General features: G+C 61.7%; 21 protein-coding genes. 18 read left to right on the top strand and 3 right to left on the bottom strand.

The features are described 5' to 3' along the window. Positions 1-78: 78 nt before the first annotated feature. The 4 genes from HX869_RS04000 to HX869_RS04015 all read left to right on the top strand — a co-directional run bounded on the left by HX869_RS04000 (position 79) and on the right by HX869_RS04015 (position 1,810). Positions 79-576 (top strand): DUF6231 family protein, encoded by a 498-nt coding sequence (locus HX869_RS04000; RefSeq protein WP_008432105.1) that lies wholly within the window; start codon positions 79-81, stop codon positions 574-576. 4 nt (positions 577-580) lie between these two features. Continuing rightward, positions 581-1,051 carry a YchJ family protein gene (locus HX869_RS04005; RefSeq protein ID WP_177009888.1) on the top strand — a complete coding sequence of 157 codons (471 nt, stop codon included), beginning with the start codon at positions 581-583 and terminating at the stop codon, positions 1,049-1,051. Between the two features lie 61 nt (positions 1,052-1,112). Further along, positions 1,113-1,613 carry an LEA type 2 family protein gene (locus HX869_RS04010; RefSeq protein WP_003213697.1) on the top strand — a complete coding sequence of 167 codons (501 nt, stop codon included), beginning with the start codon at positions 1,113-1,115 and terminating at the stop codon, positions 1,611-1,613. Then, positions 1,610-1,810 carry an SEC-C metal-binding domain-containing protein gene (locus HX869_RS04015; protein WP_003213695.1) on the top strand — a complete coding sequence of 67 codons (201 nt, stop codon included), beginning with the start codon at positions 1,610-1,612 and terminating at the stop codon, positions 1,808-1,810. Before HX869_RS04010 ends, HX869_RS04015 begins: the two co-directional genes overlap by 4 nt. Before the next feature lie 140 nt (positions 1,811-1,950). On the opposite strand, the gene HX869_RS04020 is transcribed toward HX869_RS04015, so the two are convergent. Together HX869_RS04020 and HX869_RS04025 are read right to left on the bottom strand one after the other, a co-directional pair. Beyond that, a complete protein-coding gene (locus HX869_RS04020) occupies positions 1,951-3,342 on the bottom strand; it encodes an ATP-binding protein (RefSeq protein WP_102606217.1) in 1,392 nt (463 codons plus the stop codon). After that, the gene (locus HX869_RS04025; RefSeq protein ID WP_003213692.1) at positions 3,339-4,049 is read right to left on the bottom strand and encodes a response regulator; all 711 of its coding nucleotides are present in this window, start codon (positions 4,047-4,049) and stop codon (positions 3,339-3,341) included. The genes HX869_RS04020 and HX869_RS04025 overlap by 4 nt, the downstream gene beginning before the upstream one ends. Positions 4,050-4,245: 196 nt before the next feature. Between HX869_RS04025 and HX869_RS04030 the strand changes: the two genes are divergently transcribed. From HX869_RS04030 to HX869_RS04050, 5 genes are all read left to right on the top strand, one after another. Continuing rightward, positions 4,246-6,627: a TonB-dependent siderophore receptor gene (locus tag HX869_RS04030; protein ID WP_178902768.1), complete on the top strand. Its 2,382-nt coding sequence runs from the start codon at positions 4,246-4,248 to the stop codon at positions 6,625-6,627. Positions 6,628-6,630: 3 nt separating this feature from the next. Then, the gene (locus HX869_RS04035; RefSeq protein ID WP_178902769.1) at positions 6,631-7,311 is read left to right on the top strand and encodes a Fe2+-dependent dioxygenase; all 681 of its coding nucleotides are present in this window, start codon (positions 6,631-6,633) and stop codon (positions 7,309-7,311) included. A 28-nt stretch (positions 7,312-7,339) separates the two neighbouring features. Next, positions 7,340-8,455, top strand: a complete 1,116-nt coding sequence (locus HX869_RS04040) for an ABC transporter substrate-binding protein (RefSeq protein WP_102606220.1) — start codon at positions 7,340-7,342, stop codon at positions 8,453-8,455. Between the two features lie 161 nt (positions 8,456-8,616). After that, on the top strand, positions 8,617-9,675 hold the full coding sequence (locus HX869_RS04045) for an iron ABC transporter permease (protein WP_008432118.1): 1,059 nt from the start codon (positions 8,617-8,619) through the stop codon (positions 9,673-9,675). Further along, complete coding sequence (locus HX869_RS04050) at positions 9,672-10,460, top strand: ABC transporter ATP-binding protein (RefSeq protein WP_177009883.1); 789 nt, start codon at positions 9,672-9,674, stop codon at positions 10,458-10,460. Before HX869_RS04045 ends, HX869_RS04050 begins: the two co-directional genes overlap by 4 nt. Before the next feature lie 5 nt (positions 10,461-10,465). Here HX869_RS04050 and HX869_RS04055 read toward each other — a convergent pair whose 3' ends face one another. Further along, positions 10,466-11,017, bottom strand: a complete 552-nt coding sequence (locus HX869_RS04055; RefSeq protein ID WP_178902770.1) for a cysteine hydrolase family protein — start codon at positions 11,015-11,017, stop codon at positions 10,466-10,468. A 96-nt stretch (positions 11,018-11,113) separates the two neighbouring features. Here HX869_RS04055 and HX869_RS04060 point away from each other — a divergent pair, with 96 nt between their 5' ends. The 9 genes from HX869_RS04060 to HX869_RS04100 all read left to right on the top strand — a co-directional run bounded on the left by HX869_RS04060 (position 11,114) and on the right by HX869_RS04100 (position 21,809). Continuing rightward, the gene (locus HX869_RS04060; RefSeq protein WP_177042066.1) at positions 11,114-11,758 is read left to right on the top strand and encodes a glutathione binding-like protein; all 645 of its coding nucleotides are present in this window, start codon (positions 11,114-11,116) and stop codon (positions 11,756-11,758) included. Between the two features lie 233 nt (positions 11,759-11,991). After that, positions 11,992-14,433 carry a penicillin acylase family protein gene (locus tag HX869_RS04065; RefSeq protein ID WP_003213673.1) on the top strand — a complete coding sequence of 814 codons (2,442 nt, stop codon included), beginning with the start codon at positions 11,992-11,994 and terminating at the stop codon, positions 14,431-14,433. A 232-nt stretch (positions 14,434-14,665) separates the two neighbouring features. Then, positions 14,666-15,670, top strand: a complete 1,005-nt coding sequence (locus tag HX869_RS04070) for a ligase-associated DNA damage response exonuclease (protein WP_178902771.1) — start codon at positions 14,666-14,668, stop codon at positions 15,668-15,670. Beyond that, positions 15,667-17,301, top strand: coding sequence for an ATP-dependent DNA ligase (locus HX869_RS04075; RefSeq protein WP_178902772.1), 1,635 nt, complete (start codon positions 15,667-15,669; stop codon positions 17,299-17,301). The genes HX869_RS04070 and HX869_RS04075 overlap by 4 nt, the downstream gene beginning before the upstream one ends. Positions 17,302-17,630: 329 nt before the next feature. Next, positions 17,631-18,410 carry a transporter substrate-binding domain-containing protein gene (locus HX869_RS04080; protein ID WP_003213667.1) on the top strand — a complete coding sequence of 260 codons (780 nt, stop codon included), beginning with the start codon at positions 17,631-17,633 and terminating at the stop codon, positions 18,408-18,410. Between the two features lie 57 nt (positions 18,411-18,467). Then, complete coding sequence (locus HX869_RS04085; RefSeq protein WP_134325837.1) at positions 18,468-19,196, top strand: ABC transporter permease; 729 nt, start codon at positions 18,468-18,470, stop codon at positions 19,194-19,196. After that, entirely contained in the window at positions 19,193-19,903 is a 711-nt protein-coding gene (locus tag HX869_RS04090) for an ABC transporter permease (RefSeq protein ID WP_003209532.1), read from the top strand. Before HX869_RS04085 ends, HX869_RS04090 begins: the two co-directional genes overlap by 4 nt. 9 nt (positions 19,904-19,912) lie before the next feature. Further along, on the top strand, positions 19,913-21,031 hold the full coding sequence (locus HX869_RS04095) for a succinylglutamate desuccinylase/aspartoacylase family protein (protein ID WP_003209530.1): 1,119 nt from the start codon (positions 19,913-19,915) through the stop codon (positions 21,029-21,031). A gap of 13 nt (positions 21,032-21,044) precedes the next feature. Beyond that, positions 21,045-21,809 carry an ABC transporter ATP-binding protein gene (locus HX869_RS04100; protein WP_008432141.1) on the top strand — a complete coding sequence of 255 codons (765 nt, stop codon included), beginning with the start codon at positions 21,045-21,047 and terminating at the stop codon, positions 21,807-21,809. Positions 21,810-21,839: the final 30 nt, after the last annotated feature.

The raw sequence follows: 21,839 nt of genomic DNA on the forward strand, positions 1-21,839 counted from the left end.
CGGTTTATTCTCGCCGCCCGCTCTAGGCCCGCACGCTCAGGCAGGCTAGTCTCTACGGTCCTGATGTGAGGATCTTCGATGACTGCCGGTATTTCTTCCCGTACACCCCAGCAAGCGCTCGCTGCGCTGCTTGATCTTCACGCGCCCAAACGCCTGCTGTTATTGGGCGCCAGCCAGTTCCCGGCGCTGGATGCCTTTAAGGAAGCACACCCGGATACCGTGGTGTCCTTCGCCGAGCCCGGCCCCTTGCCCACCGACCTCGCGGCCCAGCGTTTTGACCTGGCACTGGCGGTCGGTTGCCTGGAACACCTGTCAAAACCTGCGGGCCTGACCCTGCTGGGGGGCATCCGCAACCTCAATGCCAGTCGCATTGCGGTGCTGGTGGACCTGGAGGCCTGCCACTGGAAAGACACCGATTTCTTCTCCCTGGCCCTGCAAGCCAGCGAGCGTTTCCAGCGCGACGATCAGGTTTTGACGCTGTTTACCTATGATCTGCTTGACTATAAACAGGTGCCGGATTGGCTGAACGCCCGCTTCTGGGCCAACCCGCAAAACTTTGGAAAGTATTGGTGGTAACCCAATGAGTACATCCATTTGCCCCTGCGGCAGTGGCAACCTGCTGGATGCCTGCTGCGGTCATTATCACGCCGGCCACCCGGCCCCCTGCGCCGAAGCGCTGATGCGTTCGCGCTACAGCGCCTATGTGCTGGGCCTGGTGGACTACCTGGTGGCAACCACCCTGCCTGCGCAGCAAGCCGGGCTGGACACCACCGCCATCGGCGCCTGGAGCGCCCAAAGCACCTGGCTGGGCCTTTCAGTGGAAAGCTCCGAGGTGTTCGGCGGCCAGCCGGAACACGCCTTCGTGACCTTTACCGCTCGCTGGCATGACAGCACCGGCGAACACAGCCACCGCGAGCGCTCATCTTTCGTACAGAACAATGAGCACTGGTACTTTATCGACCCGACAGTGGACGTGAAGGCCGGGCGTAATGACGCCTGCGTGTGTGGCAGCGGGCAGAAATTCAAGAAGTGCTGTTCCGGCTACCTCTGACATTCATTGATACCCGACAGGCTCTCGCTTGCTATGCTGACTCTTCACACGGAGTAACGGCATGGTTTCTCAGGCGCGGGTATTCAGGACTTACAGCCTTCTGCTGGCATTGATGCTGGGGCTCTCCGGCTGCGCGTCGTGGTTCGCCGACGATACGCCCGCCCCCGAGGTGCGTCTGGTCAAGGTCGACCCCGTGCGGGTCAAGTTGCTGGAGCAGAAGTTCAAGCTGTATTTCCGCGTGGATAACCGTGACGACAACGACCTGACCGTACGCGGCCTGGTTTACAAGGTCAGCCTCGGCACGATGGTGCTGACCGAAGGCGAGTCCAACGAATGGCTGACCGTGCCACCCCACAGCCACGCTTTTTTCCGGGTATCGGTGCGCACCAACCTGTGGCCGCAGATCCGCGATGTGGTCGACATGCTGAAAAATCCGCGCGATCCCGTGCCCTATCGTCTTGAAGGCGAGTTGAAAACCGGTTTATTTATCGGGAACGACGTGCAGGTGTTGCGCAATGGCGAGATAATCCCCGGCGATTTTATTCCGGAGCGACATCGATGACTCAGCAACCCCATGTCCATGGTCCCGACTGCAACCACGATCACGATCATCATGATCACGACCACGGCCATGTCCACGGCCCGAACTGCGGCCACGCTCACCAGGAGCCGGTGCGCAATACGCTGAAGGACGTGGGTCGTAACGATCCTTGCCCGTGCGGCAGCGAGAAGAAATTCAAGAAGTGCCACGGGGCTTGAGTTAAGAAACCCGATTCTCGAAACACTGCACATCCAAATGTGGGAGCGGGCTTGCTCGCGAAAGCGCAGTGTCAGTCAACCTCTCTGTTACTGATACACCGCTTTCGCGAGCAAGCCCGCTCCCACATTTAGTCTGCATTTCAAGGCTGCGATTTGCGTTGAAACAACACCACCACCTCCAACCCCCCACCCTCCCGATTGCTCAAGCTCAACCGCCCGTCATGGGCACTGGCGATCGTATGCGCGATACTCAGCCCCAGCCCGTAACCACCGGTTTCCACATTGCGTGAGCCTTCCACCCGGTAAAACGGCTCCATCACCTGTTCCAGTTGTTCCTGGGGAATCCCCGGCCCACGGTCGCTGATGACAATCTTCAAGCTGTCCGCCTTGTCCTCTACCCGCACCACCACCTCGGAGCCATAACGCACCGCGTTCTCCAGCAGGTTCTGCACGCAACGCTTGAGACTGCGGGCATACCCCGGCAATGGCTGTTTGGCCCGCCCTTCTATCGTCACCGTCTCGCCCACGTCCTGCAGGTCCGCCTGCAAGCTTTGCAGCAAGGCGTTGATGTCGATGTTCTGGCGCTTCTCGTTGATTTCGCCGCTGCTGACGAAGTCCAGGGTGCTGGAAACCATGTGCTCCATTTCTTCCAGGTCGCTGCGAAAACGTTCCTTGGTGCGGTTGTCGTCGAGCATTTCTGTACGTAACCGCAGGCGCGTAATGGGCGAGCGCAGGTCGTGGGAAATCGCCGCCAGGAAACGTGTGCGCTCGGCGATATTGGCGATCAGCCGCTGCTGCATGGCATTGAACGCCTGGGCGGCGCGGCGCACTTCGGTGGGCCCATCGAGGGCCAGCGGTGGCCGCTGGATGTCCCGGCCCAAGGCTTCGGCAGCCTTGGCCAGGGCGTTGAGCGGGCGAATGGCCAGGCGCACCGCCACCAGGGCAATGATCACCAGCACCAATACCCGCAGCAGATAAATGCGCATCACGTAATCGAACAGCAAGTCCATCGGGGAAGTACTGGTCCAGCCTTGTTCCTCGGTGGCCTGCACTTGCAGCCAGCGCCCGTCCGGCAAACGCAGGTCAATCAGGAATTGCCCCACCACAGGCCTGGAGCTGAGCAGAGTCGACAGCCCGGCATGCTGGCCCTCGGCATCCAGCAACTTGAGGCTCAACAGATGCAGGTTCTGGGTGTAGCCGGTTTTCTCCGAGAGCACTTTATTCAGCAAGCGCTCGGTGGCCTGGTCGCTGTCGCTGATGCTGCTTGTCACATCACTGGCCTGGTCACTCAGGGTCAGGCGAAAGCGCGGCGTATCGAGCAGCTTGATCAGCACATCCGCCTGCGCCGGATCGCTGTGTACCAGCCGCACCACGTCCGCCAGCCGCGTGGCGATCAGCCGGCTGGGGATTTCCAGCACCTGGCCGTGGCGCATGTCGTACCAGATGCTGCTGGTCAGGGCCTGGGCCGCGAGCATGCCGCTGACCAGGATCAGCACCAGCCGGCCGAACAGCGAACGCGGCAGCAGTTTCACGATTGCAGCGCCACGTCGTCGGCGGTGAGCATGTAACCCTCGTTGCGCACGGTCTTGATCAACCCGGCCGGCAACTGCGAGCGCAGTCGGCTGACGCACACATCAATCGAGCGGTCGAACGGCGTGCTGTCTTTGTCGAACACGTGGTTGAGCAAAAAGTCGCGGCTCAGCGGCCGGTTGGGATGCTGCAACAACAGACGCAACACCCGGTAATCGGAGTTGCCGAGGCTGACCACCACGCCTTCCGGCGAAAGCAATTGGCGGGCCCGGGTGTCCAGCTGCCAGCCGGCAAAGCTGATGCTCGGAGCTTCATCGAGCCGCGCCCGGTCCGGAAAACTCTGCACCCGGCGCAGCACCACCTTGATCCGCACCAGCAACTCCCGCGGGTCGAACGGCTTGGGCAGGTAATCGTCGGCGCCGATTTCCAGGCCGACGATCCGGTCGATCAGCGTGCCCTTGGCGGTGAGCATGATCACCGGCGTGTTGGAGCTGACGCGCAATTCGCGGCACAAACTCAGGCCGTCTTCGCCGGGCAACATCAGGTCGAGGACGATCAGGTCGATGACATTCAGCGCCAGGCGGCGGCGCATTTCCTTGCCGTCGCCGGCGGTGGACACCTGGAAGCCGGCGTCACTCAGGTAGTCGCACAGCAATTGGCGGATTTGCGGGTCGTCATCAACGATCAGCAGGTGGTCTTGCTTGGCCATGGGGCAATTCGTCCGAAACTCAAAAGGCAGGAGATAGCCGAAACTTCAGCCAGGAGTACGCGCAAATGTAATGGAATGTTGTGGGAAGCGGTAATCACGCATCCACATTACAAAGCCACGGCATGGCGGCCGATATCGGTCTTTAGACTACCGAATCTAAATGAGATTAATTGTAATTTAGCCTAGGTCACTCCGAATGCCATTGCCTACCCCTCGCGCCCTGTCGCTGCAATCTACCCTTGCGCCGATGTTCGGCCTGCTTGCCGCCGGCAGCGTTTCTCCCACCGCCTGGGCCGATGCGCCGGTGGCGGCGTCGAATGATTCAGTGCTGAGCCTGCCGGAAATCAAGATCGACGGTGAAGCCACTTCCGCCTTTAAAGTCGACCGGGTGACCTCGGCAAAAATCAGCCAGCCGCTGCTTGATGCCCCGCAAAGCGTAACCATCGTCCCGCAGCAAGTGCTCAAGGAGCAAAACGCGCAGACCTTGCAGGAAGTGTTGCGCAACGTGCCGGGCATCACCTTCATGTCCGGCGAAGGCAACCTGGGCTGGGGCGACCTGTTTTCGATTCGCGGGTTTTCCTCGGAGCAGAGCCTGACCGTCGACGGTGTGCGCGATGCCGGCCAATCGACCCGCACCGACACCTTCAACCTGCAACAGGCAGAAGTGTTCAAGGGCACCGGCTCGATCGAATCCGGCGTTTCCGCGGTAGGCGGCAGCGTCAACCTGGTGAGTAAAGAGGCGCATCTGGGGGATGCCAACAAACTCTCGGCCGGCATCGGCACCGACAGCTACCGCCGCCTCACCGGCGATTTCAACCAACAACTGAATGACACCACCGCCCTGCGCATCAACCTGATGAAGCACTACAACCAGGTGGCCGAGCGTGACGACGTGGACTACGACCGCTGGGGCATCGCGACCTCCCTCGGCTTCGGCCTGGGCACCGACACCCGCCTGTTTATCGACACCTTCTACCAGAAGGACGACAACACGCCGGACGGCGGTGTGCCGATCCAGCGCGGCACCGACGGCGACCGCATGCCGGGAGTCAAGCGCTCCAACTGGTATGGCGACTCGCACCTGTACACCCAGCAGACCAAAACCACTTCGCTGACCACCCGCTTCGAGCATGATTTCGACTGGAACGAAGCGACCCTGAAGAACCAGACCAAGTGGGAGCGTACCGACAACTTCGCGGTGCTCTCGCCCGCGCGCTTCTTCGCCGCCAACGGCAATGGCCAAAAAACCTGCACCGGCACGCGCTGTGCGACCTTGGGCTACACCGGCGTAGGACCGATCAGCCAAGTGCCCGGCAGCACGGTAAATGCCTACCCGGGATACGCCAACAGCGGTAACACCGCCTACGGTATTTTGCGAGGGAGCGACTTCGGCCAGTCGACGCGCTATACCATCCTCGACAACCAGACCGACTTCGCCTTCAAGCTCAATACCGGCGGGCTGGAACACGCGGTGGTCAGCGGGCTCGAGTTCTATCACGAGACCTACGGCGGCCTGAAACGCAACGCCGAAGTGCCGGCCGGCGATCTGTTCTTCGACATGAACGACCCGAACCACAGCTTCGCCAGCAACGAAGTGACCAAGGGTGAAGGCCAGCCACGCTCAGTGATCGACAACGCCGGCATCTACCTGGGTGACACCATCACCCTGAATGAACAGTGGCAAGTGCTCGGCTCCCTGCGCTACGACAACTGGCAGGCCAAAACCACCCAGCGTGGCCAAGCGTCCATCGACAGCACCGACGGTGCCGTGAGCGGCCGGGTCGGCGCGGTGTACAAGCCGTTGCCTAACGGCAGCATCTACGTGTCCTACAGCGAAGCGGCACAACCGTCAGCCCTGGGTGCGTCGACCAACAACCAGATCTACGGCGCCGCGAGCACCAGCAACTACACCCCGGCCAAGTCGAAGACCTACGAGATCGGCACCAAGTGGGACATTGCCCACGACCTGCTGAACGTCACCGCCGCGATCTTCCGCACCGAACTGGACAACTCCTGGGAATACCAGGACGGCGAAAGCGCTCCGGTACGCGCCCTCCCCGCCAAGCGCGTAGACGGTGTGGAACTGGGCCTGCAAGGCAATATCAGCCCGCGCTGGACGGTGTACAGCGGGTTCTCCGCGCTGAAAAGCACCCAGACCAAAGGGGCCAACAAAGGCGAGGAAGCCAAGAACGTTCCCGACCTGACCGCCAACCTGTGGACCACCTACGCCGTCACCGACGACCTGAGCCTGAGTTACGGCGCGCAATACGTAGGACGCCGCCGCTACAGCGACAACAAATACGTCGGCGGCCTGAACAACAACAGCAGCTACGCCACCGGCCCGTCCGGCGTGTACGCGATCTACACCCGTGACCACGAAAAGGCCCCCGGCTACTGGCTCAACAACGTGGCTGCGCAATACAAAGTGACCAGGCAAACCACGGTCAACCTCAACCTGAACAACGTGTTTAACAAGTTCTACTACAGCCAGATCGGCGCGTCCCTGGACGGCTTCCAGCTCTACGGCATTCCGGGCGCCGGGCGCACGCTCACCGCCAGTGTCGACTATGAGTTTTAAGCCGTGCTGATCGAAATCCCCGGCCTGTTGAGTGCCGAAGAAGTCGCGGTGGCCGTCGCCACCCTGCTCGATCAACCGTGGGTCGACGGCAAGGTCACCGTCGGGCAACGCTCGGCCAGGGCGAAAAACAACCGGCAGCTGTCGGAAGACGCGCCGGTAGCGATTCGCCTGGGTGAGCAGATTCTGTCTCGGCTGTCGGACAACGCGCTGTTCATGTCCGCCGCCCTGCCGAAGAAAATCTACCCGCCGCTGTTCAACCGCTACAGCGGCGGCGAGGCCTTCGACTGGCATATCGACAATGCGATTCGCGGCCTCAAGGGCGTGCGCGAACGGGTGCGCACCGACATCTCCGCCACCTTGTTCCTGGCTGATCCGGCCAGCTACGACGGCGGCGAACTGGTGATCCGCGACACCTTCGGCGAGCACTCGGTGAAGCTGACCGCCGGGCACCTGCTGATTTATCCCGGCAGCAGTTTGCACAAGATCAACCCGGTCACCCGCGGCGAGCGCATCGCCAGTTTCTTCTGGATCGAAAGCCTGGTGCGAGAAGACAGCCAGCGCCAACTGCTGCTGGACATGGACGTGGCGATTCAACGCCTCACCGCGCAACACGCCGACGACCACGCATTGCTGCAACTGAGCGGCGCCTATCACAACCTTTTGCGGCGCTGGAGCGATGTCTGATGCGCCGCCTTCACCTGGAGTTCTCGCCATGCTGAAACCCCGCAACTTCCTCAAGCTGGGCGCGCTGTTTGCCGTGCTGATCCTCGGCCACGCCGAAACCGCCGCCGCCCATGAAGTCACCGACGTGCTGGGCCGCAAGGTCGAGGTGCCAGACCACGTGCAACGCGTGGTGCTCGGCGAAGGCCGGCTGATTTCGGCCTTTGCCTTGCTGGACAAGGACGCGCCATTCCAACGGATTGTCGGCTGGCAGAATGATTTGAAACTGTTGGACGCCCACACCTATAACGCCTACGTGGCGAAATTTCCGACGGTAAAAGACATTCCGCTGATTGGCCAGGCGTCGGAGCAAAGCGTCAGCGCCGAGGAAATTCTTTCGCTGAAACCGGACCTGGCGGTGTTCAGCATTTCCGGCCATGGCCCGACTGAACACAGCCCGGTGGCGGACGTGTTGGCCAAGGCGGGCATTGCAGTGTTGTTCGTCGACTTCCGCATCAACCCGGTGCAAGGCACCCACGCCAGCATGACCGCCCTGGGCCAGGCCCTGGGCCGGGAAACCCAGGCCAAGGCGTTCCTCGACTTTTATGACCAGCACATCAAGGTGATCACCGACGCCGTCGCCACCTTGCCGGCCGGGCCGCGCCCGAGCGTGTTCCTGGAATTGCTGGCCGGCGCCTGGCAGGCACCGGGGCACACCACTGGCAAGAGCGGCATGGGTGAAGTGATCAAGCTGGTGGGCGGGCGTAACATCGCCGCCGACGTGGTGCCGGGGGCGCTGGGAGATATCAGTGTCGAGTACGCGCTGAAAGCTGACCCGGATGTGTATGTGGCCACCGGCAATCACAAGCCCGGGTTGATTCTGGGTGCTGGCGTGAGCAACGAAGACGCGCGTGCCGCGTTTGACGCCGTGCTGGCCCGCCCTGAGTTTGTGAACCTTCGGGCGATTCGTGAGGGCAATTCCCACGGTCTGTGGCATGACTTCTACAACTCGCCGTACAACCTGCTGGCGATTGAAGCGCTGGCCAAGTGGGTGCATCCGGAATTGTTCGCCAAGCTGGATCCCAAGGCGACCATGGAAGCGATGAACCAACAGTTCCTCGGCATGCCGCTGCAGGGTGCTTACTGGATTGATGGCAAGGCCAAGTAACTAAGGCTCACAACCCATTCCCTGCCTGGACACGGTTCCTGTGGGAGCTGGCTTGCCTGCGATAGCGGTGTTGGATTCACCATCGCCATCGCAGGCAAGCCAGCTCCCACACTGACCGTGTACCGGCAGGGATTTTCGTCGTTTTCAAGGCTGCGAATCCAATGACCACTCAAACCCTCGACCTCGCCACCGCCAGCCAAGGCTATCGCCGCCTGCTGGCCCGCCGCTTCTGGCTGCTGGCCCTGCTGGGTGGCGCGCTGATGTGCGCGATCCTCGTGGACCTGGCCAGCGGCCCGTCGGGCATGGGCCTTGGCGCCCTGCTCGATGGCTTGCTGCACCCGGCCCACCTGAGCGCCACCGACCAGGTGATCATCTGGAACGTGCGCCTGCCCTACGCCTTGATGGCGGTGTTGGTCGGTTGCGCGCTGTCGCTGGCGGGCGCCGAGATGCAGGCGATCCTTAACAACCCGCTCGCCAGTCCATTCACCCTGGGGGTTTCCTCGGCGGCGGCGTTGGGCGCGTCCCTGGTGATTGTGTTTCCGGTGACGACGCTGTGGGTGTCGGCCAATACGGCGATTTCCATTTCGGCCTTTGTGTTTGCCGCCGCCTCGGTCTTTTTGCTGCAAGCCATGTCGCGCCTGCGCGGTGCCGGGGTGGAAAGCCTGGTGCTGTTCGGGATTGCCCTGGTGTTCAGTTGCAACGCGGTGGTCGCCCTGTTGCAACTGGTCGCCACCGAAGATGTGCTGCAACAACTGGTGTTCTGGACCCTGGGCAGCGTGACCCGGGCCAACTGGGACAAGCTCGGCATCCTCGCGTTGGTGGTCGCCGTGGTCATGCCCTTTTCCTTCGCGGCCGCGCCACGCCTGACCCTGTTGCGCATGGGCGAAGACCGCGCGCAAAGCTTCGGTGTCGATGTGAAGCGCCTGCGGTTTTTCTCGTTGTTGCGTATCAGCCTGCTGTCGGCCACCGCCGTGGCGTTTGTGGGAACCATCGGATTTATCGGCCTGGTGGGTCCGCACATCGCGCGGATTCTGGTGGGTGAAGACCAGCGCTTCCTGCTGCCGGCCAGCGCGCTTGTCGGCGCGTTACTGTTGTCGCTGTCATCCATCGCCAGCAAGCTGATCATGCCCGGGGTGATCGTACCCGTGGGTATCGTCACCGCGCTGGTGGGCGTGCCGATTTTCGTGTTGCTGGTGTTCAAGCGCGGGAGGCAGTTATGAGCAGCGGGCTGTCGATTCAGAACGCCCAGGTCAGCTATGGCCGGCGCCAGATTGTGCATGACCTGAGTTTGCCAACCCTGGCCCACGGCAGCCTGACCGCGTTGATCGGGCCGAACGGTGCGGGCAAGTCGACGTTGCTGCGGGCGGTGGCGGGGCTGGAAAAGATGCAGGGCGTTGTCAGATTGGGTGACCTGGACCTGACGAAAATGTCCGTCGGTGACCGCGCCCGGCGTGTGACCTATATGCCGCAAAACCTTCCGCCGGGCTTGAGCCTGAGTGTGATGGAAAGCGTGATCGCGGCGCTGCGGGTGGCGAACGTCGAGGGCATTGCGCTTTCAAGCGACGCGTGCATGCGCGAGGCCTTTGATGCGTTGCAAAGGATTGGCATCGCTCATCTGGCGGATCAGCTATTGAGCACGTTATCCGGCGGCCAGCGGCAACTGGTCAGCCTGGCGCAACTGATTGCGCGCCGGCCACAGGTGATGCTGCTGGATGAACCCACCAGTGCGCTGGACTTGAACTACCAGTTGAAGGTCATGGATTGCGTGCGCGACCTGGTGCGGGAACACAACCTGATCGCCGTGGTGGTGCTGCACGACATCAACCTCGCGGCGCGCTATGCCGACCATATCGCGGTGCTGCGCCAAGGCCGGCTGTACGCCAGTGGCGCGGCGGATGACGTGCTGGATACGGCGCTGTTTGCCGAAGTCTATGGTGTGCGGGTACGCATCGAGCGATGCTCACAACAAACGTTGCAGGTGTTGGTGGACGGCGCCGTAACCTGACCTCCCTACGGGAGGAGGGTTTCTGAAGAGATGACGGTGGCGTACTCGCCGTGCAGGTTGCCCAACGACATGGCATGTACCGCCTGCGCCGAATGCATCTGCCCGAAAAAGTCCGCCTTGTCGAAGGTGTAGCAGGCATCTTCGATAACCCACGTCTCAAACCCCAGGTTGCCGGCACTGCGGGCCGTGGCCTCCACCGAGTTATGGGTGGCCACGCCCACCAGCACCACTTGCCGAAGCCCGGCCTCACGCAACCTCGCTTCCAGCCCCGTCCCACAAAATGCGTCCGACACCCGTTTCTGGATCAACTGCTCACCCGCCTGCGGAATAAATGCATCCTGAAACTCCACCCCCGACTGCTGCGGCCAGAACACCGATTCCGGTGAATGGGACAGATGCTGCACATGAATCACCGGCCAGCCTTCGCGCCGCCAATGCGCCAGCAACGCCAGCATGCGCGCCTCGGCGTGCGGATTATTGCGCCGTCCCAGCCTGGGATGGTGAATGCCTTTTTGCTGGTCAATCAGAATCAACGCTGCGCCCGCACGAATTTCCATATCGATAGACCCAAATGTTTCATTGAATTTTCGTCACCCTAACATCACCTATACCAACAGGCATTCGCTCAAGCGTCACCACCCTTGGAGAGCTTCATGATCGACCTGTATTACTGGACCACCCCCAACGGTCACAAAGTGTCGTTGTTCCTGGAAGAAGCCGGCCTGCCTTACGAGGTACACCCGATCAACATCGGCCAGGGCGATCAGTTCAAGCCCGACTTCCTGAAGATCGCCCCCAATAACCGCATCCCGGCCATCGTCGATCAGAACCCGACCGACGGCGGCGCGCCGATTTCCCTGTTCGAATCCGGTGCGATCCTGCTGTACCTCGCGGAAAAAACCGGCAAGTTCATTCCCCAGGACCTGCGTGGTCGTCAGGAAGCGCTGCAATGGCTGTTCTGGCAAATGGGTGGCCTGGGCCCGATGGCCGGCCAGAATCACCACTTCAGCCAGTTCGCCCCGGAAAAGATTCCCTACGCGATCAAACGCTATGTGGATGAGACCGCCCGCCTGTATGGCGTGCTGGACCGGCGCCTGGCCGACCGCAAGTTCGTGGCCGGCGAGGAATACAGCATTGCCGACATGGCGATCTACCCGTGGATCGTTTCCCACAAGTGGCAGAGCCAGAAGCTGGAAGACTTCCCACATGTAGAACGCTGGTTCAACCACATCAAGCAACGCCCGGCGACGGTGCGTGCCTATGAGCTGGTGCAGAAGGTCAATCCGCCAAAATCCTGAAGGTCAACGGGATCAAAATGTGGGAGCGGGCTTGCTCGCGAATGCGGTGGATCAGCCACAACTCTTTTAGCTGATACACCGCCTTCGCGAGCAAGCCCGCTCCCACACTGATTTGTGCCCGACTGGAAACCTTACGCAAATCCTGAAATAAGCATCGCCTCCCGCTTGCGTCGTTTCGCCGCGCTCACTAACGTAGCGCCTTTACTGACGCTACCCCCCGCAGGAGCTTTGCCATGGCCTCGCCAGCCCTCTCACATTTTCTTCCCCGGTTCGGCGTTGCCGCGGCAATTGCCAGTGCCTTGGGCCTGGCCGGTTGCCAGTTACAGAGCACCCAAGACACCCTGCCTCCGGTTTCCGGCGTACAGCCGATCAAGGGCCTGGCGCAGAACGTTTCGGTGCGCCGCAACAGCCAGGGCATCCCGCTGATTGAAAGCAGCACCTTCCACGATGCGCTGTTCACCCTGGGCTACGTGCACGCCAGCGACCGCATCACCCAGATGGTCACCCTGCGCCTGCTGGCCCAGGGCCGCCTGGCGGAAATGTCCGGGCCGGATGTGCTGGATGTCGACCGTTTCATGCGGGCGGTCAACCTGCGCAAAAGCGCCGGCGAGCTGTATAACGCCTCGTCGCCGCGCCTCAAGCGCTTCTTTGAAGTGTATGCACGCGGGGTCAACGCCTACCTGTTCCGCTACCGCGACAAGCTGCCGCCAGACCTGGCCCAGACTGGCTACAAGCCTGAATACTGGAAGCCGGAAGATTCGGCGCTGCTGTTCTGCCTGCTGAATTTCAGCGAGTCGACCAACTTGCAGGAAGAGCTGTCGTCATTGGTGCTCGCGCAAAAAGTCGGTGCCGACAAACTCGCCTGGCTGACCCCGAGCTACCCGGATGAACCGCTGCCAGTGGCCGAGTCCGACAAGCTCAAGGGCATCAACCTGGGCCAGATCCCGGGCCTCGCTGCGCTGACCAGCCTCAGCGAACACCTCGGCACCCTCAACACCCTGGGCACGTCCAGCTCCAGCAACTGGGCGATCGGCCCGCAGCGCAGCCGCAGCAACAAGAGCCTGCTGGCCAATGACCTGTCGACCTCGATGCAGGCTCCGTCGCTGTGGAACTACGTGCAGATCCGCTCGCCGAAATACCAGGCCGCCGGTGTGTCCATCGCCGGTTTGCCAACCCTGCTTTCCGGCTTCAACGGCAAGGTGGCCTGGAGCATGAGCCAGGTCTCGGGTGACACCCAGGACGTATTCCTGGAGAAGGTCAAGCGCCAGGGCAACGCGCTGTACTACGAGAACAACGGCAAATGGCTGCCCGCCATCGTGCGCAACGAAACCTACTTCGCCAAGGGCCAGCGGCCGATTCGCGAAGCGGTGTACGAAACCCGCCACGGGCCGCTGCTCAACAGTGCCCAGTCGCTGACCAGCGGCTACGGCCTGGCGTTGCAAACCGCCGATTTCAAGGACGACAAGAGCCTGGACGCGTTCTTCGACCTGTCCCGTGCGCAAACCGCCGGTAAAGCGTCTGACGCCACCCGGGAAATTCGCGCAATTGCCTTGAACATGGTCTTCGCCGACGCCAGCAGCATTGGCTGGCAAGTGACCGGGCGGTTCCCCAACCGCCGTGAAGGCGAAGGCCTGGTGCCATCGCCGGGCTGGGACGGGCGTTTCGACTGGGATGGCTACGCCGACGCGATGCTGCACCCCTACGATCAGGACCCGGCCCAGGGTTGGATCGGCACGGCCAACCAGCGCACCATTCCCCGTGGCTACGGCATGCAACTGTCCAACTCGTGGGCCGCGCCGGAACGCGCCGAACGTATCGCGCAACTGGCCGGCAGCGGCAAGCATGACAGCCGCAGCATGATTGCCATGCAGTACGACCAGACCACCACGTTTGCCGCCAAGCTCAAGAGCATGTTCCAGGCGCCGGGCATGGCCCAGCCGCTGAAACAGGCGATCGATGGATTGCCGGTGGCAGACCAGGCCAAGGCGCGGGAAGCACTGGGCCGCCTGATGGCCTTCGACGGTCGGCTGGCATCCACCTCCGCCGACGCGGCGATTTATGAGTTGTTCCTGCAGGAAAGCGCCAAGCAGATTTTCCTCGACGAACTCGGTCCGGAAAACAGCGCCACCTGGAAAGCCTTCATCGGTAACGCCAACCTGTCGTACTCGGCGGTGGCCGACCACCTGCTGGGGCGCGAAGACAGCCCGTTCTGGAATGACGCCCGCACCGGGCAGAAAACCGACAAGCCGGCGATCCTCGCCCGCAGCCTGGCCGCCGCGATCACCGCAGGCGACAGCGCGCTGGGCGCCGATCACAAGGCCTGGCAGTGGGGCAAACTGCACAGCTACACCTGGAAGAACACCAGCGGCCAGGCCATTCGCGGCCCACTGGCCGCGGGCGGCGATCACAACACGCTGAACAGCGCACCGTATAGCTGGGGCCAGAGTTTCGACACGACCCAGGTGCCGGCGCTGCGGATGATTGTCGACTTCGGCCTGGCGGAACCGATGATGGGCCAAAGCGGCATCGGCCAATCCGGCAACCCGGCCAGCCCGAACTATGCCAATGGCATCGACCCGTGGCTGAAGGCGCAATACCTGAGCTTCCCGATGCAGCCACAGAACTTTGACGGGGTGTACGGGAAGACGCGGTTGACGCTGGTGCCGGGCAAGTAACCCGGTTTCCCAGACTCAACCGGATCAAAATGTGGGAGCGGGCTTGCTGTGGTGAGCGGGCTTGCCCCGCGTTGGGCTGCGAAGCAGCCCCATCAATCTGTGGTGAACCCGACGGGGGACAAGCCCCCTCACCACAGCAAGCCCGCTCCCACATTTGATTGCATGCATTCCGATAGAACTTCTCCACCCGCCCTCGCCTCATAATTAACAAGCCCACCTCCACGGCACGCCCATGGACCTTGTTATCGCCCGGCCCGAAGGCCTCTACTGCCCCGCCGGGGATTTCTACATCGACCCCTGGCGCCCGGTGGAACGTTCGGTCATCACCCACGCCCACGGCGACCACGCCCGCACCGGCAACCAACACTACCTGGCCGCCGCCCCCGGCGAAGGTATCCTGCGCTCGCGCCTCGGCCAGGACATCAACCTGCAAACCCTGGCCTACGGCGAAAGCCTGCGCCACCACGGCGTCACCTTGAGTTTCCACCCCGCCGGCCATGTCCTCGGCTCCGCCCAGGTGCGCCTGGAATACCAGGGTGAAGTCTGGGTCGCCTCCGGCGACTATAAAGTCGAGCCCGACGGCACCTGCGCGCCGTTCGAACCGGTGCGCTGCCATACGTTTATCACCGAATCGACCTTCGGCCTGCCGATCTACCGCTGGCAGCCCCAGGCGCAGATTTTTGCCGGGATCAACGACTGGTGGCAGGCCAATATCGCCGCCGGCAAGGCCAGCGTGTTGTTCTGTTATTCCTTCGGCAAAGCCCAGCGGATTCTCCACGGCATCGACGCCAGCATCGGCCCGATCCTCAGCCATGGCGCGGTCGAACCCTTGAACCGGGTGTACCGCGAAGCTGGCATCTATATCCCTGAAACCCTCTACGCCGGCGACTTCAAAAAGACCGACCCTTTGTTGCGCCAGGGCCTGATCATCGCCCCGCCCTCCGCCGGTGGCAGCACTTGGATGCGCCGCTTCGGCGACTACAGTGACGCCTTCGCCAGCGGCTGGATGCGCCTGCGCGGCACCCGGCGACGGCGCGGCGTGGATCGCGGCTTTGTGCTCTCGGACCACGCCGATTGGCCCGGACTGTTATGGGCCATCGAGCAAACCGGTGCCGAGCGGGTAATGGTCACCCACGGTTCTGTGGGCGTATTGGTCAGGCACCTGCGGGAAAAGGGCCTGGATGCCCAGGGATTCACCACCGAATACGGCGATGACGAAGAGGAGGCCACGTCATGAAAGCCTTCGCCGAGCTGTACGCCAACCTCGACGCCACCACCTCCAGCAACGCCAAGCTCGCCGCCTTGCAGGCTTATTTCCTACAGGCGCCCGCGGAAGATGCGGCATGGGCGGTGTACTTTTTATCCGGCGGCCGGCCCCGACAACTGGTGCCCACCCGGTTGCTGCGGGACATGGCCACCGAAGCCGCGAGCATTGAGCCGTGGCTGTTCGAAGAAAGTTATCAGTCGGTAGGCGACCTGGCGGAAACCATTTCCCTGCTGTTACCGGAATCGCCCCACACCTCGGACGATGGTCTGGCCGTGTGGCTGGAAGAAAAACTCCTGCCCTTGCGTGGCCTGCAGCCAGAAGAACTGGCAGAACGCCTGCCCGCGTTGTGGGCACAGCTGGATCAGCCGAGCCTGATGCTCTGCATCAAGCTGATCACCGGCAGCTTCCGGGTCGGTGTGTCGAAGTTGCTGGTCACCCGCGCCCTGGCCGCCATGGCCGGGCTGGACAGCAAACGCGTGGCCCAGCGGCTGGTGGGCTACACCGACCTGTCGAACCGTCCGACGGCCGAAGGCTATTTGAAGCTGATTGCCGCCGAATCGTCCGACGAACACGCCCAGCGTGGCGGGCAGCCTTATCCGTTTTTCCTGGCCCATGGCCTGGCCCAGCCGGTGGAACAGTTCGATGCCTTGCTCGGCTCCCCTGCTGACTGGCAAGTGGAATGGAAGTGGGACGGTATCCGCGCACAACTGGTCAAGCGCGAAGGCCGCTTGTGGGTCTGGTCTCGGGGCGAAGAACTGGTCACCGAGCGCTTTCCGGAGCTTCATGACCTGGAAAACAGCCTGCCCGATGGCACGGTGATCGACGGCGAAATCGTGGTGTGGAAGGACTCGGTGCAACCCTTCGCCCTGCTGCAACAGCGCATTGGCCGCAAGACCCTGGGCAAGAAAATCCTCGAAGACGCGCCGGTCGCCGTGCTGGCTTATGACCTGCTGGAACACCACGGCGAAGACTGGCGCAACCACACCCAGGCCGAACGCCGGGCGCAACTGGAGCTGGTGGTCAGCGACTGCGACCAGCCAACATTGCGCACGTCGCCATTGCTGATCGGCGATAGCTGGCAAGACTTGGCAGAGCAGCGTGAGGCGTCTCGCAGCCTGGGCGTGGAAGGCATGATGCTCAAGGCCCGGGACGGGCTCTACGGCGTGGGCCGGACCAAGGACATGGGCGTGTGGTGGAAGTGGAAAGTCGACCCGTTCAGTGTCGATGCCGTGCTGATCTATGCCCAGCGCGGCCATGGCCGGCGCGCCAGCCTGTACAGCGACTACACCTTTGCGGTGTGGGACGGCCCGCCCGGTACTGAGCGTACGTTGGTGCCGTTCGCCAAGGCGTATTCGGGGCTGACCGATGAAGAAATGCGCAAGGTCGACGCCATCGTACGCAAGACCACCGTGGAGAAATTCGGCCCGGTGAGCAGCGTCACGCCGAGCATGGTGTTTGAACTGGGTTTTGAAGGGATTGCCCTGTCCAAGCGGCACAAGAGCGGAATTGCGGTGCGTTTCCCGAGGATGTTGCGCTGGCGCCAGGACAAGGCCGTCGAGGAAGCCGACAACCTGGCGACCCTGCAGGATTTACTGGCCTGACACGTCTCTCACGAACGCCACCGATCAATGTGGGAGCGGGCTTGCTCGCGAATGCGGTGTGTCAGTCAATACATGTACCGACTGATCCACCGCCTTCGCGAGCAAGCCCGCTCCCACATTTGAAAACCTCGCACGCCCCAAAATAATGCATAGATTTATCAATGCCCATTTTCGGGCATTTCCTACTGGCACAACTCCTTAATCTCACCTTTTAAAACGACCATTCGGAACTATGGTGCAGAAATTGCTACTTGAGTCCGGTCTGACACCGTTCAGTAACAGTCCTAACCGCGCCACAAGCGCTTATCTTGGTTTCCAGGGATTACATAATGAAAAAAGCATTGCTGACCCTTTCTGCACTGGCTCTGTGCATGGCCGCCGGTTCCGCGCTGGCCAAGGAATACAAGGAATTGCGTTTTGGTGTCGATCCGTCCTACGCGCCGTTTGAGTCTAAAGCCGCTGACGGCAGCCTGGTGGGCTTCGATATCGACCTGGGCAATGCCATCTGTGCCGAGCTGAAGGTCAAGTGCAAGTGGGTCGAAAGTGATTTCGACGGCATGATTCCAGGCCTCAACGCCAACAAGTTTGACGGCGTGATTTCCTCGATGACCGTGACCGAAGCCCGTGAAAAGGCGATCGACTTCTCCAACGAGCTGTTCTCCGGCCCAACTTCCCTGGTGTTCAAAAAGGGCGCGAACTACTCCACGCCTGAGTCCCTCAAGGGCAAAAGCGTTGGCTACGAGCAAGGCACCATCCAGGAAGCCTACGCCAAGGCCGTACTGGACAAGGCCGGTGTCACCACCAAGGCCTACGCCAACCAGGACCAGGTGTACGCCGACCTGACTTCCGGCCGCCTGGACGCTTCCGTGCAGGACATGCTGCAAGCCGAACTGGGCTTTTTGAAGTCGCCAGCCGGTGCTGACTACGAAGTCAGCAAGGCCATCGACGATCCACTGCTGCCGTCCAAAACTGCGGTCGGTATCAAAAAAGGTAACAAAGACCTCAAGGCCTTGTTGGATAAAGGTATCAAAGCGTTACACGATGATGGCACCTACGCCACCATCCAGAAGAAACACTTTGGCGATCTGAACCTGTACAGCGGCAAATAATGCCTGGGGCGCCCTTCCTCTGGAGGGGCGCTTTTTTATCGCCATAGGTCCTGATTTATGTTCGAAGATCTTTTGCAAACCCTGGGGCTCAGTGCCTTCAGCTTGAAGGGTTTCGGCCCGCTGTTGCTGCAAGGCACCTGGATGACCGTCAAGTTGTCGGTGTTCTCCCTGGCCGTCAGCGTGTTGCTGGGCCTGCTCGGGGCTACTGCCAAACTGTCCAGCCTGCCGTTCCTGCGGATTCCCGCGCAGATCTACACCACCCTGATTCGCGGCGTGCCCGACCTGGTGCTGATGCTGCTGATTTTCTACAGCCTGCAAATCTGGCTGACCAGCTTTACCGACTTTATGGAATGGGACTACATCGAGATCGACCCATTCAGCGCCGGGGTCATCACCCTGGGCTTTATCTACGGTGCGTATTTCACCGAGACCTTTCGCGGCGCGATCCTCGCCGTGCCCCGTGGCCAGTTGGAGGCCGCCACGGCCTACGGGCTCACGCGTGGCCAGCGGTTTCGCTTCGTGACCTTCCCGCAGATGATGCGCTTCGCCCTGCCGGGCATTAACAACAACTGGTGCGTGATGCTCAAGGCCACCGCCCTGGTGTCGATCATCGGCCTGGCCGACCTGGTCAAGGCCGCGCAGGATGCCGGCAAGAGTACTTATCAGCTGTTCTATTTCCTGGTGATCGCCGCGTTTATCTACCTGTTGATCACCAGCGCGTCCAACTTCGTCCTGCGCCGCCTCGAACGGCGCTACTCCGCAGGCTCCCGGGAGGCAGTGCGATGATCGAACTTATCCAGCAATACTGGCGCCCCTTCCTTTATAGCGACGGCCAGCACATCACCGGGCTGGCCATGACGATGTGGCTGCTCAGCGCGTCGATCTTCATCGGCTTCCTGGTATCGATCCCGCTGTCCATTGCGCGGGTGTCGCGCAATCGCTGGGTGCGCTGGCCGGTGCAGTTCTACACCTACCTGTTTCGCGGCACGCCGCTGTATATCCAGTTGCTGATTTGCTACACCGGGATCTACAGCATCGCGGCGGTTCGCGCGCAGCCGGTGCTGGACGCGTTCTTTCGTGATGCGATGAACTGCACGATTCTCGCCTTCGCCCTCAACACCTGCGCCTACACCACGGAGATTTTTGCCGGGGCGATCCGCAGCATGGCCCACGGCGAAGTCGAAGCGGCGAAAGCCTACGGCCTCAGCGGCTGGAAGCTGTATGCCTACGTGATCATGCCGTCGGCCCTGCGCCGCTCGCTGCCGTACTACAGTAATGAAGTGATCCTGATGCTGCACTCGACGACGGTGGCCTTCACCGCGACCATCCCGGATATCCTGAAAGTCGCCCGGGACGCCAACTCGGCCACCTACATGACCTTTCAATCATTCGGTATCGCTGCGCTGATCTACCTGACCGTGACCTTTGCCCTGGTCGGTCTGTTTCGTCTGGCGGAGCGTCGCTGGCTGGCCTTTCTCGGCCCCAGCCACTAAGGAGCCTTCATGCGTCATCAGATTCATCCACTTGTGGCGCCGGTGCCGGGCACGGAGCGACAAATCCACAGTTTCCACTTCGGGCCGGAGCAGGCCGAAGGCAAGGTCTACATCCAGTCGTCACTGCACGCCGACGAATTGCCGGGCATGCTGGTGGCCTGGCACTTGAAGGCGCGCCTGGCGGAGCTGGCTGCGGCCGGCCGCCTGCGCAGCGAGATCGTGCTGGTGCCGATCGCCAACCCGACCGGCCTGGAACAGGTGTTGATGGACATCCCCCTGGGCCGCTACGAGCTGGAAAGCGGGCAGAACTTCAACCGCCTGTTTGTCGACCTGTCCGACGAGGTTGGCAATCAAGTCGAAGGCCTGCTGGGAGATGATCCTGCGCACAACGTCGAACTGATCCGCGATGCGCTGACCATGGCCCTGGCGGCGCAAACGCCCGTCACACAACTGGAATCCCAACGCCTGGTGCTGCAACGCCTGGCGTGTGATGCCGACATGGTGCTGGACCTGCACTGCGACTTCGAAGCCGTTGCACACCTGTACACCACCCCCGAGGCGTGGCCGCAGGTGGAGCCGCTGGCGCGCTATATCGGTTCGGAAGCCAGCCTGTTGGCTACCGATTCCGGTGGGCAGTCGTTCGATGAGTGTTTCACGCTGGTGTGGTGGCAATTGCAACAACGGTTTGGCGAGCGCTTCCCGATTCCGATGGGCAGCTTTTCGGTGACCGTCGAGTTGCGCGGCCAGGGCGACGTCAACCACGGCCTGGCCAGCCTCGACTGCCAGGCGATCATCGATTACCTGATTCACTTCGGCGCAATCAGCGGCGAGCCGGCACCGCTACCGGAATTGCCCTACCCCGCCACACCGCTGGCGGGCGTCGAGCCGGTGGCCACACCCGTGGGCGGCTTGCTGGTATTCAGCGCGCTGCCTGGGGAATACGTGGACGCCGGGCAACTGATCGCCGAAATCATCGACCCCATTTCCGACCGCGTAACGCCAGTGCATTGCCGCAATGCCGGGCTGCTTTACGCTCGTTCGCTGCGGCGCATGGCCACTGCCGGGATGGTCATTGCCCATGTCGCAGGCACTGAAGCCTATCGCAGCGGCTACCTACTTTCGCCTTGAGGATGCACGCCCCATGTACAAATTGACCGTTGAAGGCCTGCATAAAAGCTATGGCGACAATGAGGTGCTCAAAGGTGTCTCGCTCAAGGCCAGGACCGGTGATGTGATCAGCTTGATCGGCGCCAGTGGCTCGGGCAAGAGTACCTTTTTGCGGTGTATCAATTTTCTTGAACAACCGAATGACGGCGCCATGACGCTGGATGGGCAGCAGATTCGCATGGTCAGTGACCGCCATGGGATGCGCGTGGCGGATGATGCTGAGTTGCAGCGCCTGCGTACGCGGTTGGCGATGGTGTTTCAGCATTTCAACCTGTGGAGCCACATGAGTGTGCTGGAGAACATCACCATGGCGCCGCGCCGGGTGCTGGGTTGCAGCAAGAAGGACGCCGAGGATCGCGCTCGCCGGTATCTGGACAAGGTTGGGTTGCCGGCGCGGGTGGCCGGTCAATATCCGGCGTTTTTGTCGGGTGGCCAGCAACAGCGGGTGGCGATTGCCCGGGCGCTGGCGATGGAGCCGGAGGTGATGCTGTTTGACGAGCCGACTTCGGCGCTGGACCCGGAGTTGGTGGGTGAGGTGTTGAAGGTGATCCAGGGTTTGGCTGAGGAAGGCCGGACGATGATCATGGTGACCCATGAGATGAGCTTTGCGCGCAAGGTGTCGAGCCAGGTGCTGTTTTTGCACAAGGGGTTGGTGGAGGAACAGGGTGCGCCGGAGGATGTGCTGGGTAATCCGAAGAGCGAGCGGTTGCAGCAGTTTTTGAGTGGGAATTTGAAGTAGCCCGCAGGGGTTGGGTGTATATCCGTTATT

Origin of the sequence: Pseudomonas sp. P7779, from assembly GCF_013386315.1 — a bacterium.
Taxonomy (GTDB): domain Bacteria; phylum Pseudomonadota; class Gammaproteobacteria; order Pseudomonadales; family Pseudomonadaceae; genus Aquipseudomonas.